Below are 14,851 nucleotides of genomic sequence, written 5' to 3'. Positions count from 1 at the left end.
GCCGACGCCGCCAAGGCCATCTACCTGACGCAGGACCGCCCGGACGACCAGTCGGTCGACCAGGCACAGGACCAGCCCGGAGGGGCGGACCTTTTACCGATCACACCGGCTGTCGACTCACATCTTGTGGCCGGCCGAGCGGAGCTGCTGGCAGGCCTCGACGATGCGGGCGGCCATGCCGGCCTCCGCCGTCTTGCCCCAGGCGCGTGGGTCGTAGGCCTTCTTGTTGCCGACCTCGCCGTCGATCTTCAGCACGCCGTCGTAGTTCTTGAACATGTGGCTGACGACCGGACGCGTGAACGCGTACTGGGTGTCGGTGTCGATGTTCATCTTGATCACGCCGTTGTCGACCGCCGCGGCGATCTCCTCCGCCGTCGAGCCCGAGCCACCGTGGAACACGAGGTCGAACGGCATCTCCTTGCCGATCTCCGCGCCGACGGCCTTCTGGATGTCGAGCAGGATCTCCGGGCGGAGCTTGACCGAGCCCGGCTTGTAGACGCCGTGCACGTTGCCGAAGGTAAGGGCCGTGAGGTAACGGCCCTTCTCGCCGGAGCCGAGCGCCTTGATCGTGGCCAGGCCGTCCTCGGGCGTCGTGTACAGCTTGTCGTTGATCTCGGCCGTGTGGCCGTCCTCCTCGCCACCGACGACGCCGATCTCGATCTCGAGGATCGTGCGCGCCGCCTGCGACAGCTCGAGCATCTCGGCCGCGATCACGAGGTTCTCCTCGATCGGCACGGTGGAGCCGTCGAACATGTGCGACTGGAACGTCGGCAGGCCGCCGTTCTTCACCTGCTCGGCCTCGATCGCGAGCAGCGGCTTGACCCAGGAGTCGAGCTTGTCTGCCGTGCAGTGGTCCGTGTGGATGGCGATGTTGACGCCGTAGCCCTTGGCGACCTCGTGGGCGTACGCCGCCAGCGCGAGGGAGCCGGAGACCCGGTCCTTCACCGTCGAACCCGACGCGTACTCGGCGCCACCCACGGAGACCTGGATGATGCCGTCCGACTCCGCCTCGGCAAAGCCCTGAAGCGCGGCTGTGATGGTCTGCGACGAGGTGATGTTGACCGCGGGGTAGGCGAACTTGCCGGCCTTCGCCCGGTCGATCATCTCGGCGTAGACCTCAGGGGTTGCGATGGGCATCTGCGAAACTCCAAACGACTGGTGAGATGGGCGGTCGCAGGAGTGTCCAAGGCCGCCCGGGTATGCACCTTCGATCTTGCCACGATCCACAGGCAGCCGTGTGCGGCCGTTCGACAGTCGAACGGCCGAAACACTGTGGTCTTCATCCGTCCGGGCCCGTTGGAGGGCCCCGGACGGTCAGGTCCCCGTGTCGACCGGTCGGTCCTCCGGGTTCCGGTCGCGGATCGGGGTGAAGACGGCGACGCCGACCACCGCCACGTAGATGGCCGCCACGGCGAGCAGCGGACCGGTCGCGCCGAAGCGATCGGCCGCCGCGGTGAGCAGGGCGGCGCCGAGAGGCGCCAGGCTGTGATGGATGGTCCAGAAGGCGGCGGTGACCCGCCCGAGCAGGGCATCGGGCGTGACTATCTGACGCAGCGACATGGAGCAGATCGCCGCCAGCATCAGCCCGAACCAGAACACGAAGACGGCAGCGCCGATGACGTACACGTCGCGGCTCAGCGCGAGCACCACGCTCGCCGCACCGGACAGGGACATGGCCGTGAGCCAGCAGGCTCCGAAGCCGAACTTCCCGCGCAGCCAGGCGGACAGGACCGCAGCCACGCACGTGCCGGCCCCGGCCGCGGCCATCACGTACCCGACGACGTTCTCGCTCTGCCCGAGCCCGTGGCGCACCTGGTAGATGATCACGTCCGTCAGGCCGAGCGTGACGAAGGTGGTGATCGTCAGGAAGATCGTGAGCACCCGCAGCACCGGGTGCCGCCACAGGAACCGCGCACCCGTGACGAATCCCGTCCGGAGGTCACGCCCGAGACCCGACCGGCCAGGTGACAGCGCGGCGGGCGCCACCCTCGACAGGCGGACGGCGACCAGCCCGAGCGCCGAGATGCCGAACGTCGCCGCGTCCAGAGCGATCGCCGCGGTGACTCCGAACGCCGCGGCGACCACCCCGGCGAGCGCGGGCCCGCCGATGCTGGCCAACGACGCCGTGGCCTGGAGCTTGCTGTTGGCCTCGGCCACCCGCTCCCGGCCGACGAGGTTCGGCACGGCCGTGATGTAGGTGATCTGGAACAGCTGACCGAACACGGAAGCGAGACCCGCGACGGCGAACAACAACCAGACCTGCGGCTCGAGAGCCCAGCAGACGGGGACCGCCGCGAAGAGGAGCATGCGCGCCACGTCGCAGGCGATCAGGAGCCGACGCCGGTCGAACCGGTCGACGACCGCCCCGCCGACCAGCCCCATCGAGAGCGAACCGGCCGCCATGACACTCGTCAGCAGGCCCATCTGCAGCAGCGACCCGGTGGCCTCCAGCATCAGCAGCGGGAAGGCGATCACGGAGAACGAATCACCCAGCACCGAAAGCGTCTGGGTACCCCAGAAGACCGTGAAGTTCCGATCCCGCGTCAGGGGTCCCTGACTCATCCGATGCTCCGGTCCACCCGACGATCCTGGCCGAGCTGCCGACCGGAAGCAACGTTCTACGAGCTGGACCGGCCCATCGCCGCGTTCCGAGCAGCGGCGTACTCCGAGCGGCGGCGCAGGGTCAGGGCAGCGGCGGCGTCTTGCCGTTCAGCAGCATGTCTCCTGCGCGAAACTTCGCCTCGACCATGTCGACCTGCCACAGCTCGGCCAGCTGCTCGGCGTCCTCGGACGTGTAGCCGGCCTCGAGGAACGCGATGGCCGCCGCACGCTCCGCGTTCGTCGGCTCCGGCAGGCCGGAGTGGGTACCAGGCTCGAACGGGAGCTGCTCGCCGTCGAGGACCGCCTGGCCGGCGCGCGCCTTGGTCTGGGTCGAGTCCAGGTTCCACAGCTCCTCCAGCTCCTCCTGGTCCGTGACGGTGAACCCGGCGCCCCAGAACGCCTCGTACTGCTCGCGCGTGTAGCCGGAGGGCATCGAGGACCAGTCGACGCCGACGGCGTGTGCAACGCTGTCGACCGCGGCAGCGAAGCCCGTGAAGGGGTTGGCCGCCGCGGCGGCGCCCGCGCCGACCACGCCGAGTGCCGACGCGACGACGCCGGTGAGCGCGAACGTTCCCGCGCGCCGGACGAACGGAGTCACGACTCCGCTCCGGCCGTCGGCCGCCGTGTCGATGGTGGCAGCGATCTGCTGAGCGATTGCCGCGGTATCGGCGGCATCGGGCTCGCGCGCACGCAGGGCCGCACCGATCTGCTCGGCGAGCTGGTCGTACTCGGTGTCGTCCGCCGGCCGGGGCCCGGGCACCGGCGGACGGTCAGGGCGGTGCTGGTTCATCGCGTCTCCAGGTTGGTCAGGTCGGTGCGCCGGAGAGTGGCCAGGGCGCGCGAGGCGTGGGAACGAACAGTGGCCGCTGAGGTGCCGAGCACTGCCGCCGTCTCGACGTCCGACAGCCCTTCGTAGTACCGCAGCACGAGCACGGTGCGCTGCCGCGGAGGCAGCTCTGCGAGGCGTTGCCACATCGCGTCCTTCTCCGCATGCCCCTCAGCCAGGTCGCGTGCGGCGCCCGCGTGCCTGGCGAGCGCCTCGTCACCGGTGGGTTGGATCATCCGCACGTGCCAGCGACGGCGCCACGACAGGTGCTCGTTGGTGACCATGCGCCGGAGATACAGGTCGGGGCGATCGGTCAGTGCGATCCGGCGCCACCGCTGGTGAGCACGCAGCAGCACCTCCTGGACCAGGTCCGCAGCGGTGTGCTGGTCGCCGACGAGCACCGTCGCGTAGCGGATCAGCCCGGGCAGGTGCGTCCGCACCAGCTCGTCCAGCGTCCGGGCCGAGGCGGCCCCGTGCGGGGGCGCCGGCGTCCGCGCCTCCACCCGTGGTGTCGGTGCGCTGCTCGGGTCGGTGGCAGGCAGCCGGACGGTCATCGGTCGACACCCGCCGCCGCCAGGGCCAGGAGCGCCCCTGCCGGGTCGTGCACGGCATCTGCGCCGGGCCGCGGGACCGGGCTGTCGTCGAGGCAGCGCCGCATCAGGCGCTCCACCAGCGCTGCCCTCCGCACGATGTCGGAAGCGTCGAGCGCGCCGGGCAGGATCCGCACCTCGACAGTGTCGCGGACAGGGGTCGTGGCGACCAGCTGCGTGAGGTTCACGTCGGCGTACTTCGTCAGGCCGGTCCCGCGCGCGGCAGTGCTCAGCTCGGCCCAGGACAGGTCGCCACGCTCCACGAGCCGGAGCAGCTCGACGGGCAGCGGCGCGAGGCGCCGGCACGCCGTGTTGGTCCCCAGTGCCTCCCACAGCGGCTCCCGCCAGTGCCCGAACAGCCGGACCAGGTTGGCGAACGCCGCGGACCGCCGGAAGGGCACACCGTCCAGGTGCAGGTGGACCGCGGCCTCTGCGGGAACGGTGAACCCGAGGTCCCGCGCGGGGGTGAGCAGCTCGTCGAGCATCCAGCCGTGGTCCCCGACGATCGGCGGGGTGATCACCTCGCAGGGCCGTTCCCGGCCCGCGGGCAGCGGCATCGCGACGGCGATGGTGGCGCCCGTTGCGTCGTTCACCCGCGCCGACCCGCCCCGCAGCTCGACCTGGGTGCCGAACAGCTCGGCGACAGGGGCCAGGACGTCGGGCAGTGCGGCGTAGGGGTCCGTGCACCGCTCGATCAGGCGCAGCAGGCGGGGTTCGTCGCACAGCACGCGGTACCAGCCACGCCGGCTCCTGGCCGTCGTCCCGGTCAGGTCAGACGTGAGGGTGATGTCGTCGACGAACCGCGCCACAGGGGCGCCGGCACCGTCCACCACGTCGAACGCGGGAGACAGGTGCCGGAACACCCCGACGCCCGGCACCGGCGACGGCTCGCTGTCGGTGTGGAACGACCGGTGCACCCGGCCGTCGCTGCGGTCGGCGACAGCGTCCGCGAGCGCCTGCCGGTCGGAGCCGGCGGGTGCGAGCAGCTCGATCTCGAAGCCGATACGCGACGTGAGGGTGTCGATGGTCGCCTCCTGGCGAGTCGTCAGTGGTGCCGGGCGCACAGGTCAGCTACCGGCCGAGGTGGCCGGGTCCAGGGGCAGCTCCTCGCCGTCGAGCACCATCTGGCCGGCGCGAGCCTTGGTCTCCACGTACTCGGTGTTCCACAGGTCGCTCAGCTCCTCGACGTCCTCGGACGTGTAGCCGGCGTCGAAGAACGCCAGGATCGCCTCGGAGTCGTCCGCCGGCAGCTCGGGCTCCGCGTGCGTACCGGGTGCGAACGGGAGCTCCTCGCCGTCGAGCACCATCTGGCCGGCCTGGGACTTGGTCTCGGTGGCGTCGAGCGACCAGAGCTCTCCGAGCGCAGCCTGGTCCGCGGAGGTGAAGCCGGCGCCCCAGAACGCCTCGTACTGCGCCTGGGTGTAGCCAGCGGGCATGTCGGACCAGTCGACGCCGACGGCGTGCACAGTGGTGCCGACGACCTGGCCGAAGGCCGAGGTCGGGTTGGCCGCGGCGGCCACCCCGGCGCCGGCGATGCACAGGCCCGTTGCTGCGACGCCGATCGCGGTGATACGGAAGGCCTTGGAGCGGACGGTGCTGGTGTTGCTGGTCACGTGGACCTCCAGGTACGTGGGAATTGCTTGCCCCCTTAAGACGCCGCCCGACCGCCTGGTGTGGAGTCGCTGCCGCCACGACTTTCGACGGTCTGCCTACTCCGCGTGCTGCATCGCCCACGCATGCATCGCTATGGCAGCCGCTGCACCCGCGTTGATCGAGCGGGTCGAGCCGTACTGCGTGATGTGCAGGACGACGTCGCACGCGGCCTGCGCCTCCGCCGTCAGGCCGGTGGACTCCTGGCCGAACAGCAGGACGCACCTGCGCGGGAGCGCGTACCCCTCGATCGGCACGGAGCCGGGCACGTTGTCGATGCCGATGATCGGCAGGCGCCCGGCGGCCGGCTCGGCCGGGGCTGCCCAACCGGCCAGCGCCGTCGCGTCCGGATGGTGCGTCACGTGCAGGTACCGGTCGGTGACCATCGCGCCGCGGCGGTTCCAGCGGCGTCGGCCCACGATGTGCACGCCTGCCGCGTTGAACGCGTTGGCGGTGCGGACCACCGAGCCGATGTTGAGGTCGTGCGCCCAGTTCTCGATGGCCACGTGGAAGGGGTGCCTGCGCGTGTCCAGATCGGCGACTATGGCCTCGACGGACCAGTACCGGTACTGGTCCGCCACGTTTCGGCGGTCGCCGTCGGCGAGGAGGTCCGGGTCGTAACGCGGGTCGTCGGGCGGTGGGCCGGACCAGGGCCCGACGCCGACCTGGGTCTCGACAGGCTCGACCGCCGGTTGGACAGGCTCGACCGCCGGTTGCTTGGTCACGCAGGAAGCCTACGACCCGGGCGTTAGGCTGACGCCCATGATCGAGCGGACCACCGAAGCCTGGCTCACTGACATGGACGGCGTGCTGGTGCACGAGGGGACGGCACTCCCTGGCGGCCCCGAGTTCATCAAGGCCCTGCGGGACAAGGACCTGCCGTTCCTCGTCCTGACGAACAACTCGATCTTCACGCCACGCGACCTGCGTGCCCGGCTCGCCTACAGCGGGATCGACGTGCCGGAGCAGAACATCTGGACGTCGGCCCTGGCCACCGCTCAGTTCGTCGCGGACCAGATCCCGAACGGCAGCGCGTACGCGATCGGCGAGGCCGGTCTGACGACGGCGCTGCACCAGGCCGGCTTCACCCTCACCGAGTCCGACCCGGACTACGTGGTGCTCGGCGAGACACGGACGTACTCGTTCGAGGCCATCACCAAGGCCATCCGGCTGATCGTCGGCGGCGCCCGGTTCATCTGCACCAACCCGGACGTCACCGGCCCGTCGCAAGAAGGCGTGCTGCCTGCCGCCGGGTCCGTGGCCGCGATGATCGCGGCGGCGACCGGCCGTCAGCCCTACTACGTGGGCAAGCCGAACCCGGTCCTGTTCCGGTCCGCGCTCAACCTGATCGGCGCCCACTCGGAGTCGACGGCCATGGTGGGCGACCGCATGGACACGGACATCCTGGGGGGCATGGAGGCGGGCCTGGAGACGTTCCTGGTGCTCACGGGTTCGACGTCAGCCGACGAGGTCGAGAAGTACCCGTTCCGCCCCAGCCACGTGGTGAACTCGATAGCGGACATCGCCGACCTCGTCTGATCCGCCGCCCGGGCCGAGCGGGCTCAGGCGGGCTCAGGCGGGCTCAGGTCAGCCCGGGGATCCCGAAGCCGTCGATCGTCCCGCCCGACTCGAAGCGCGGGCCGCCCTTCTCCATGGGCAGCACGATCCGCGCGACGTCCGCGACCCGCTGGGCCCGCTCGGTCAGGGTCGTGACGTCGGTGCGGCCGGGCCGCCACAGCAGGATCGACGGCCCCTCGATCCGGAGCCGGGAACCGTGGAAGTCGGGCAGCATCACGATGTTCGCCAGGCGTGCGTCGAGAGCCCTGCGCGCGAAGAACTCGTCGGAGGTCCGCACGAGCCACTGCCCGTCGAACGCGGGGTTGTCGATCTGGACGTCCTGGGCGCCGAAGAGCTTCTGCCACTTCTCCCGGATGCCCTCTGGCGACAGGTCGACCACCGGTTCGCCGGGCAGCGCGTCGAGCGCGACGACGTGCGCCGTGCGGCGGAAGCCCCGGCGGCGCGATTCCGCACCGGGCGTGCCCGCGCGCCAGGTATAGGTGAACGAGACGATGTCGTGGCCGTCCACGTTGCCGCGCAGGACGTCGCGGGCCACCCGGTCGAGGCCGATGCCGAAGGGCCGCCCGCTCCACCGCTGGGCGAGCGTCGGGTCCTTGCCCACGTACTCCCAGCCGTTCGCCTCTGCCCACTGGGCGACGTCTTGCGAACGGCCGCGCCTCATCACCCGTGCCGCGGCAACGGTGAAGGTCACTACGCCGGCAACGAGCAGGACTAAAGCGACAAATGGCCCCATGAATCTAAAGATACAGTAGGGTCAGGCAAAAGTCTTCACAGGAAGTGATATCGAGACGCCCGGATTACGGTATTGGAGAGGCCTCCAGGCTCAGTTCAGGAGAGTCCGAGGTCCTGCAGGTCGTAGAGGTAGTGGTACGGCACGCCGAGGGCCTCGATCTTCTCGCCCGCGCCGGTCGCCCGGTCCACGATCGTGGCCACGCCCAGCACCTCCGCGCCGGCGGCCCGGACTGCCTCGATCGCCGCGATCGGGGACCCGCCGGTGGTGGTGGTGTCCTCCACGACGACCACCTTGCGACCCGCGATGTCCGGGCCCTCGATCTGGCGCTGCATACCGTGCGTCTTCGCCGCCTTGCGCACCACGAACGCGTCCAGGTCCTGGCCCCGCGAGGCCGCGGCGTGCAGCAGCGCGTCCGCGATCGGGTCCGCGCCCAGCGTGAGGCCGCCGACGGCGTCGATCTCCGCGGTCCCGAGCCCTGCCTCCTCGAGGTGGTCCAGGAGCACGTGGCCCACGAGCGGGGCGGCCCGGTGGTGCAGCGTGATGCGGCGCAGGTCGACGTAGTAGTCGGCCTCCCGCCCGGAGGACAGGGTCACCCTGCCGTGCACCACGGCGAGCTCCTTGATGAGCTCGGCCAGCTGCTCGCGCGGGGTCGGGGAGAAGTCAGAGTTCACGGTGGCAAGAATACGTGGCGCCAGTGTGCGCGCGGACGCCGGCCCGAGGCGCGGACGCCGGCTCGTCAGCGGTACTTGCCGACGGCGCGGACAGCCCAGCGGGGCGCCGACCGCAGCACCGCGGCGGCCAGCTTGTAGCGCACCGACGGCGTGGACAGCACGACGCCGCCGCGCACGTCCGCCAGGGCCGTCCGGACCACGTACTCGGCGTCGAGCCAGCCCCAGCCCGGGATCGCCGACTCGGGGATGCCGGCCCGCTCGTGGAACTCGGTGTGCGTGAACCCGGGGGACAGCAGCGTGGCCGTCACACCCGTGCCCTTGAGCTCGACCGCCAGGGACTCGGTGAAGGTCCGCACGTACGCCTTGGCCGCGGCGTACGTGCCGCCCGCGGTGAGTGCGGCGACCGAACCGACGTTGAGGATCGCCCCCTGGTCGCGTTCGAGCATCTGCCCGACGGCGGCGTGCGTCAGCTCCACGACCGCCCGCACCATGACGTCGATCCCGCGGCGCTCCGTCGTGACCCGGCCCGTCGCGAAGCGCGCCCCGGTGGCGAAGCCCGCGTTGTTGACGAGCAGCCCGACGGGCCGCGCCCCGCCGTCCTCGGGCCGGCCGCCGACGAGGGCGAGCCGCTTGGCGACCCGCGCGACGTCGTCGGGCACCGAGAGGTCCGCCGGGAGCACCTCGACCGCCACACGGTGGGCGGAGCGGAGCTCCTCGGCGACCTCGTTCAGCCGGTCCTCGTTGCGCGCCACCAGCACGAGGTCGTGCTCGCGCGCCGCGAGCTGCCGCGCGAACTCGAGCCCCAGGCCGGCGGAGCCTCCGGTGATCAGTGCTGTACCCATGCGGGTGAGCCTAGGCCTCCGCGCGCTCCCGGCGCTTCAGCCAGATGCCCACGGCCAGCAGCACCACGATCGCCACGTACGCGCTCGCGGCGAAGGGGCTGCTCACGAGGTAGGTCAGGTCGCCCTGGCTGATCGCGAGCGAACGGCGCAGCCGGTCCTCCGCCATCGGGCCGAGGATCATGCCCACCACCAGGGGCGCCACCGGGTATCCGTACCGCCGCATGAAGAACCCCGCGAGGCCGATCAGCACCAGCAGCAGCACGTCGACGGGCGAGAAGTTCAGCGCGTACGAGCCGAGCGCGCCGAACAGGATGATGCCCGCGTAGAGGTAGTGCCGCGGGATGCGCAGCACGCGTACCCACATGCCCACGAGCGGCAGGTTCAGCACCACCAGCATGACGTTGCCGATGTACAGGCTCGCGATCAGCGCCCATACGAGCGTGGACTCGTTCTGCAGCAGGAGCGGGCCGGGCTGGATCCCGTAGGACTGGAACGCGACGATGATGATGGCCGCGGTCGCCGTCGTGGGCAGGCCGAGGGTGAGCAGGGGGACCAGCACACCCGCCGACGCGGCGTTGTTCGCGGCCTCCGGGCCGGCGACGCCCTCGATGGCACCCTTGCCGAACTGCTTGCGCCGTTCCTTGCCGGCGAGCTTGCGCTCGGAGGCATAGGAGAGGAACGTCGCGACGTCGGCACCGCCGGCCGGGATGGTGCCCACCGGGAAACCGATGGCGGCGCCGCGCAGCCACGGCTTCCAGGAGCGCCGCCAGTCGTCGCGCTTCATCCAGGAGCGCCAGCCCTTCTCGATCGGGATCACCTTGATCGGGCCGTGCCGCATCCGGGAACCCACGTACAGGGCCTCACCGACGGCGAACAGGCCGACGGCGACGATCACGACGTCGATCCCGTCCGCCAGGTTGGGCACGCCGAACGTGAAGCGCTGCTGGCCGGTCAAGGTGTCCGTGCCGACCAGCCCGAGGAAGAGGCCGAGGGACAGCGCGGCGAGGCCGCGCGGGACCGACGAGCCGAGCAGGGCGCCCACGGTGATGAACGCGACCACCATGAGGGCGAAGTAGTCCGGCTCGCCGAGCTGGACCGCCCAGCGGGCGATCACGGGCGCAAGGAAGGTGAGCGCCACCGTGGCGAGGGACCCCGCCACGAACGAGCCGATGGCTGCGGTGGCGAGCGCCGCCGCGCCCCTCCCGGCGCGCGCCATCTTGTTGCCCTCGATCGCCGTCACGATCGAGGCGGACTCGCCGGGTGTGTTGAGCAGGATCGACGTCGTCGACCCGCCGTACATGCCGCCGTAGTAGATGCCGGCGAAGACGATGATCGCCGCCGTCGGCTCGAGGGAGTAGGTCAGCGGCAGGAGCAGAGCGATCGTCATGGCCGGGCCGATGCCCGGCAGCACACCGACCGCCGTCCCGATGAACACGCCGAACAGCGCCCACAGCAGGTAGGTGGGGTGCAGGACGGTGGAGAACCCGTCGAGCAGGGCGGAGAAGTTATCCACGGAGGAACGGCACCCCTTCCAGGAGCGGGCCGGCCGGGAGCGAGAGCCCCAGCAGCCCGCCGAAGATCACTTGGATGACCAGGCCCAGCACGAGCCCGGCCACGGCGGCGCGCCACCAGGGACGCGCGCCGAGGACTACCGCGGCGCCCGCGAACAGGATCGCGGCGGCGAACGGCCACCCGATGACGTTGATGGCGAACACGTGGACGACCAGGATGGCCACGATCAGCACCACGGTCAGCCAGTCGGTCCGGACGTTCGGGTCGACATCCTCGCCGCCCTCCTCCTCGCCGGCCCGGCCGCTCAGGACCAGGAAGACCAGCACCACTCCCGCGACGACGAGCATGCCGCCCACCAGGTAGGGAAAGGCGCGCGGTCCCAGCGTGTTGGTCGAACCAGGGACGGTGATGCTCCCGGCGGCCACGAGGACGTACGTGCCGAGCGCCGTCGTGGCGAGGGCCAGCACGAGCTCGCCCCACCGGCGGCGCGGCTTCTGTGCCGCCCCCGGCTCCAGGGCGTCCGACGGCGGAGGTCCCGCCTCGTCCGTCGGTTCACCAGGTGCTATGGGCGCCTCGGGCGCCGCGCCGTCGGGCCTCACCGGATGAGACCGATGTCCTTGAGCACCGTCAAGGACTCCGCGATGTTGCCCTCGAGGTAGGTGTCGAACTCCTCACCGGCGAGGAACGCGTCGTCCCAGTCCTTCTCCTCGAGCGTGGCCTGCCACGCGTCGGACTCGGCGAGCTTCGTGACAGCGGTGGTCAGCGCCTCCCGATCCTCGTCCTCGATGTTTCCGGGCGCGACCACACCGCGCCAGTTCGTCAGGACGACGTCGTACCCGGCCTCGGTGAGGGTCGGCGTGTCCGGGAGAGCGTCGACGCGCTCCTCGCCGGACACCGCGAGCGCCCGCAGCTCGCCGGCCTCGACCTGCTCCGCGTACTCGCTGATGCCCGAGATGCCCGCGTTGACGTTGTTGCCGAGCAGCGCTGCCAGGGACTCGCCGCCACCGGAGTAGGCGATGTAGTTGAGCTTGCTCCCGATGTTCGACGGCGGCATCCCCGCGGCCTTGAGCAGCATCCCGGCGAGGATGTGGTCGGTACCGCCCGCGGACCCGCCGGTGATGGACACGTCCTTGCCGTTCTTCTCGATGTCGGCCACGAGGTCGTCGATGGTCTCGTACGGCGACTCCGCCGGAACCACGATGACCTCCTGCTCCTCGGTGAGGCGCGCGATCGGGGTGGTGTGCTCGATCCGTGCCTGCGACTGGTTGGTCTCCACGGCCCCCACCATGACCAGGCCCATCACGAGGAGGGTGTTCGGGTCGGAGGCGTTGGCGATGTTCGCCAGGCCGACCGTGCCGCCCGCGCCGTCGACGTTGGTCACCGTCGCGGTACCGACCAGGCCCTCGTCCTGCATGTTGGCCTGCATGGCGCGGCCGGTCTGGTCCCAGCCGCCGCCCGGGCCCGCCGGGACCACGATGCTGAGCTCGTCGATGGCGGCGTCGCTGCCGCCACCGCCGGCTTCCAGGGCGGAGCAGCCGGCCAGGGCCAGTGCGAGGACGATTCCGACCGGGGCAGCCCCGGTTCGCATGATGCGCATGTCTTCTCCTTTGAGTGGATGCGGCGGATGCGGGTACCCGGAGCCGGCTGCGTCGACGGCCCTGGGTCCCACCTCGGCGTGAGCGTAGGGAGCGCCCGCCTCGGGGGCCTGGTTGTGGTCGCAACGAAGGTTGTGGTCGTTTCGGTCGCGGCGCTCGGCTACCGCACTTGCCGCCAACCGGTGCACACTGGCGTCCGTGAGAAGAGCGATGACGCTCCGGGCGCAACTGCTGGTGCTGCAGGTCGTGATCGTGCTCGTGCTCGTGTGCACCACCGGGTTCGTGGCCTCGGCCCTGCAGGAGCGCCAGCTCCGCGACGCCTACGTCGACCGGATGGCAGGGGTGGCACAGTCGGTGGCGCGGCTGCCCGCCATCCAGGACGCGTTCGACGACGCCGACCCCTCCGCCACGATCCAGCCGATCGCCGAGGTCATCCGTGAGGCGTCCGAGGTGACCTACGTGGTCGTCACCGACGACGACGGCATCCGATACTCCCATCCCGTACCCGAGCAGATCGGGCGGCGGGTCTCGACCGACCCCTCCGTACCCCTGTCGGGGCGGGTGTGGACGGGCACGCAGACCGGCACGCTCGGCACGTCGTGGCGCGTCAAGGTGCCCGTCTACGGGGACGCGGCCGACGACGCCTCGACCGCGCCCGTCATCGGCACCGCCAGCGTCGGGATCCTCGAGTCCGAGCTGCGCGCCGACCTGACCGACGACCGGGGCTGGCTGCTCGGCTCGCTCGCGGCCGCCGCGGTGGTCGGCGTGCTCTGCGCGGCGTGGGTGACCCGCCTGGTGCGCCGTCGCATCTACCTGCTCGAGCCCGAGGACATCGCCGGTCTGCTGGAGACCCGCGGCCTCACCGACGCCCTGCGCTCCCAGTCGCACGAGTTCGCCAACACGGTGCACGTGATCTCGGGGCTGCTGGAGCTGGGCCGCACCGAGGAGGCCGTCGCGTTCATCGAGCGGTCGGGCTATGGGGGGCTGCTCACCTCGGCGGCGGTCGCGCCGGGCGTGCGGTCCCCAGAGCTCGCGGCGCTGCTCCTGGTCAAGGCAGTCACGGCGCGCGAGCGTGGCGTGCTCCTCGATGTCGACGACGCGTCCGCCCTCGACGCCCCGGCCACGCCGGACGCCTCGTCGCTGCACACGGACGCGCTCATCGTGCTCGGGAACCTGATCGACAACGCGGTCGACGCGACGGCGCCCGACGGGCGGGTCCGGGTGCTGCTGGCCTCCGATGGCACGCACCTGCGCCTGCAGGTCGACGACGACGGCCCCGGTGTGCCCAGCCACCTGCACCACCAGGTCTTCAAGGCCGGGTTCTCCACGAAGGTGCCCGGCGACCGGGAGCACAGCCGCGGCATCGGCCTTGCCCTGGTCAGACGGGTGGTGGACCGGCGCGACGGCGAGGTGGCCATCGGGACCGGTGACCTCGGCGGGGCGCGGATGACCGTCGAGCTGCCGGTCCCGGTGCCGGCGTCGGGCGGGCGCTTCCGGGCGGCCGGGGTCGGAGCCGGGGAGGTGGCACCATGACGGAGCGCGCGCGGACGCTCCTCGTCGAGGACGACCCTGCCGTCGCCGTCGTCCACCGGGGCTTCGTGGAGAGCCATCCCCGGTTCGTCGTGGTGGGCGAGGCCCGGAACGGCGCGGACGCGCTGCGGCTGGCAGCCGCGTTGCGGCCCGACCTGGTGCTGCTCGACCTGCACCTGCCGGACATCGGTGGGCTCGACGTGCTCCGCCGGCTGCGGCTGCTGCCCGGCCCGCCCGTCGACGTCGTCGCCACCACCGCTGCCCGCGAGCTCGACAGCGTGCGCCAGGCCATGGCGGGCGGCGTCGTCGCCTACCTGGTCAAGCCCTTCACAGCCGCCGCCCTGCGCGAACGGCTGGACGAGGTGTGGGAGCGGCGCGAGGACGTGCGGCGGGCCCAGGACACGCTCGGCCAGGACGAGGTGGACCAGCTCCTCGCCGGTCCGCGGTCGGCCACGACCCTGCCCCCGAAGGGACTCTCCGAGCGGAGCCGCACCCTGGTCCACGAGGCACTGGGCCGGCTGTGCGCAGACGCGGGCAGCGTCAGGGACGCGTCGGCGGCCGAGGTCGCCGAGGCGGTCGGGATGTCACGCGTGAGTGCTCGCCGCTACCTGGAGCACCTGGTCGCCGAGGGACACGCTCAGGTCAGCCCGCGCTACGGGGCGACGGGCCGCCCGGAGAACCGCTACCGGCCGACGTGAGAGCGGAGCCAGGAAGGTCCGCCTC

At 71.4% G+C, this 14,851-nt stretch carries 16 protein-coding genes; 3 read left to right on the top strand and 13 right to left on the bottom strand.

Going from position 1 to position 14,851, the window contains the following annotated elements:
* Positions 1–117 precede the first annotated feature (117 nt).
* The 7 genes from fbaA to AB0F40_RS03155 all read right to left on the bottom strand — a co-directional run bounded on the left by fbaA (position 118) and on the right by AB0F40_RS03155 (position 6,392).
* Positions 118–1,137: a class II fructose-bisphosphate aldolase gene (fbaA, locus tag AB0F40_RS03185; protein WP_357464055.1), complete on the bottom strand. Its 1,020-nt coding sequence runs from the start codon at positions 1,135–1,137 to the stop codon at positions 118–120.
* Positions 1,138–1,314: 177 nt separating this feature from the next.
* Entirely contained in the window at positions 1,315–2,562 is a 1,248-nt protein-coding gene (locus AB0F40_RS03180) for an MFS transporter (RefSeq protein ID WP_357464052.1), read from the bottom strand.
* A gap of 121 nt (positions 2,563–2,683) precedes the next feature.
* Positions 2,684–3,391 carry a hypothetical protein gene (locus AB0F40_RS03175; protein ID WP_357464049.1) on the bottom strand — a complete coding sequence of 236 codons (708 nt, stop codon included), beginning with the start codon at positions 3,389–3,391 and terminating at the stop codon, positions 2,684–2,686.
* A complete protein-coding gene (locus AB0F40_RS03170) occupies positions 3,388–3,981 on the bottom strand; it encodes a SigE family RNA polymerase sigma factor (RefSeq protein WP_357464046.1) in 594 nt (197 codons plus the stop codon). The genes AB0F40_RS03175 and AB0F40_RS03170 overlap by 4 nt, the downstream gene beginning before the upstream one ends.
* The gene (locus AB0F40_RS03165; protein ID WP_357464043.1) at positions 3,978–5,081 is read right to left on the bottom strand and encodes an amidoligase family protein; all 1,104 of its coding nucleotides are present in this window, start codon (positions 5,079–5,081) and stop codon (positions 3,978–3,980) included. Before AB0F40_RS03165 ends, AB0F40_RS03170 begins: the two co-directional genes overlap by 4 nt.
* 3 nt (positions 5,082–5,084) lie before the next feature.
* Positions 5,085–5,630 (bottom strand): hypothetical protein, encoded by a 546-nt coding sequence (locus AB0F40_RS03160; protein WP_357464040.1) that lies wholly within the window; start codon positions 5,628–5,630, stop codon positions 5,085–5,087.
* 96 nt (positions 5,631–5,726) lie between these two features.
* Positions 5,727–6,392: a TrmH family RNA methyltransferase gene (locus AB0F40_RS03155; RefSeq protein WP_357464037.1), complete on the bottom strand. Its 666-nt coding sequence runs from the start codon at positions 6,390–6,392 to the stop codon at positions 5,727–5,729.
* A gap of 37 nt (positions 6,393–6,429) precedes the next feature.
* On the opposite strand from AB0F40_RS03155, the gene AB0F40_RS03150 reads away from it, so the two are divergent.
* A complete protein-coding gene (locus AB0F40_RS03150; protein ID WP_253872463.1) occupies positions 6,430–7,206 on the top strand; it encodes an HAD-IIA family hydrolase in 777 nt (258 codons plus the stop codon).
* A 43-nt stretch (positions 7,207–7,249) separates the two neighbouring features.
* Here the strand turns inward: AB0F40_RS03150 and AB0F40_RS03145 are convergent, their stop codons facing one another.
* From AB0F40_RS03145 to AB0F40_RS03120, 6 genes are all read right to left on the bottom strand, one after another.
* The gene (locus AB0F40_RS03145) at positions 7,250–7,978 is read right to left on the bottom strand and encodes a hypothetical protein (RefSeq protein WP_357464032.1); all 729 of its coding nucleotides are present in this window, start codon (positions 7,976–7,978) and stop codon (positions 7,250–7,252) included.
* Positions 7,979–8,073: 95 nt separating this feature from the next.
* Entirely contained in the window at positions 8,074–8,649 is a 576-nt protein-coding gene (pyrE, locus tag AB0F40_RS03140) for an orotate phosphoribosyltransferase (protein WP_357464029.1), read from the bottom strand.
* A gap of 65 nt (positions 8,650–8,714) precedes the next feature.
* Entirely contained in the window at positions 8,715–9,491 is a 777-nt protein-coding gene (locus AB0F40_RS03135) for an SDR family oxidoreductase (RefSeq protein WP_357464026.1), read from the bottom strand.
* 10 nt (positions 9,492–9,501) lie between these two features.
* Positions 9,502–11,004 (bottom strand): tripartite tricarboxylate transporter permease, encoded by a 1,503-nt coding sequence (locus AB0F40_RS03130; RefSeq protein ID WP_357464023.1) that lies wholly within the window; start codon positions 11,002–11,004, stop codon positions 9,502–9,504.
* Positions 10,997–11,602 carry a tripartite tricarboxylate transporter TctB family protein gene (locus tag AB0F40_RS03125; protein WP_357464020.1) on the bottom strand — a complete coding sequence of 202 codons (606 nt, stop codon included), beginning with the start codon at positions 11,600–11,602 and terminating at the stop codon, positions 10,997–10,999. Before AB0F40_RS03125 ends, AB0F40_RS03130 begins: the two co-directional genes overlap by 8 nt.
* Positions 11,599–12,600, bottom strand: a complete 1,002-nt coding sequence (locus AB0F40_RS03120) for a tripartite tricarboxylate transporter substrate-binding protein (protein ID WP_357464017.1) — start codon at positions 12,598–12,600, stop codon at positions 11,599–11,601. The genes AB0F40_RS03125 and AB0F40_RS03120 overlap by 4 nt, the downstream gene beginning before the upstream one ends.
* A gap of 196 nt (positions 12,601–12,796) precedes the next feature.
* Between AB0F40_RS03120 and AB0F40_RS03115 the strand changes: the two genes are divergently transcribed.
* Positions 12,797–14,131, top strand: coding sequence for an ATP-binding protein (locus tag AB0F40_RS03115; RefSeq protein ID WP_357464014.1), 1,335 nt, complete (start codon positions 12,797–12,799; stop codon positions 14,129–14,131).
* Positions 14,128–14,826 (top strand): response regulator, encoded by a 699-nt coding sequence (locus AB0F40_RS03110; protein WP_357464011.1) that lies wholly within the window; start codon positions 14,128–14,130, stop codon positions 14,824–14,826. The genes AB0F40_RS03115 and AB0F40_RS03110 overlap by 4 nt, the downstream gene beginning before the upstream one ends.
* Positions 14,827–14,851: the final 25 nt, after the last annotated feature.

This window comes from Promicromonospora sp. NPDC023987, assembly GCF_040639055.1.
Lineage (GTDB): Bacteria > Actinomycetota > Actinomycetes > Actinomycetales > Cellulomonadaceae > Promicromonospora.
Note: the sequence above shows the minus strand (reverse complement) of the source record. Positions and strands in the feature narration are given on the sequence as shown.

Bases quoted from the DNA above. Each gene is read 5' to 3' on its own strand.
- AB0F40_RS03180 (WP_357464052.1), bottom strand. From the start codon at position 2,562: ATGAGTCAGGGACCCCTGACGCGGGATCGGAACTTCACGGTCTTCTGG.
- AB0F40_RS03110 (WP_357464011.1), top strand. From the start codon at position 14,128: ATGACGGAGCGCGCGCGGACGCTCCTCGTCGAGGACGACCCTGCCGTC.
- AB0F40_RS03150 (WP_253872463.1), top strand. From the start codon at position 6,430: ATGATCGAGCGGACCACCGAAGCCTGGCTCACTGACATGGACGGCGTG.
- fbaA (WP_357464055.1), bottom strand. From the start codon at position 1,137: ATGCCCATCGCAACCCCTGAGGTCTACGCCGAGATGATCGACCGGGCG.
- AB0F40_RS03145 (WP_357464032.1), bottom strand. From the start codon at position 7,978: ATGGGGCCATTTGTCGCTTTAGTCCTGCTCGTTGCCGGCGTAGTGACC.
- AB0F40_RS03175 (WP_357464049.1), bottom strand. From the start codon at position 3,391: ATGAACCAGCACCGCCCTGACCGTCCGCCGGTGCCCGGGCCCCGGCCG.
- AB0F40_RS03170 (WP_357464046.1), bottom strand. From the start codon at position 3,981: ATGACCGTCCGGCTGCCTGCCACCGACCCGAGCAGCGCACCGACACCA.
- AB0F40_RS03120 (WP_357464017.1), bottom strand. From the start codon at position 12,600: ATGCGCATCATGCGAACCGGGGCTGCCCCGGTCGGAATCGTCCTCGCA.
- AB0F40_RS03135 (WP_357464026.1), bottom strand. From the start codon at position 9,491: ATGGGTACAGCACTGATCACCGGAGGCTCCGCCGGCCTGGGGCTCGAG.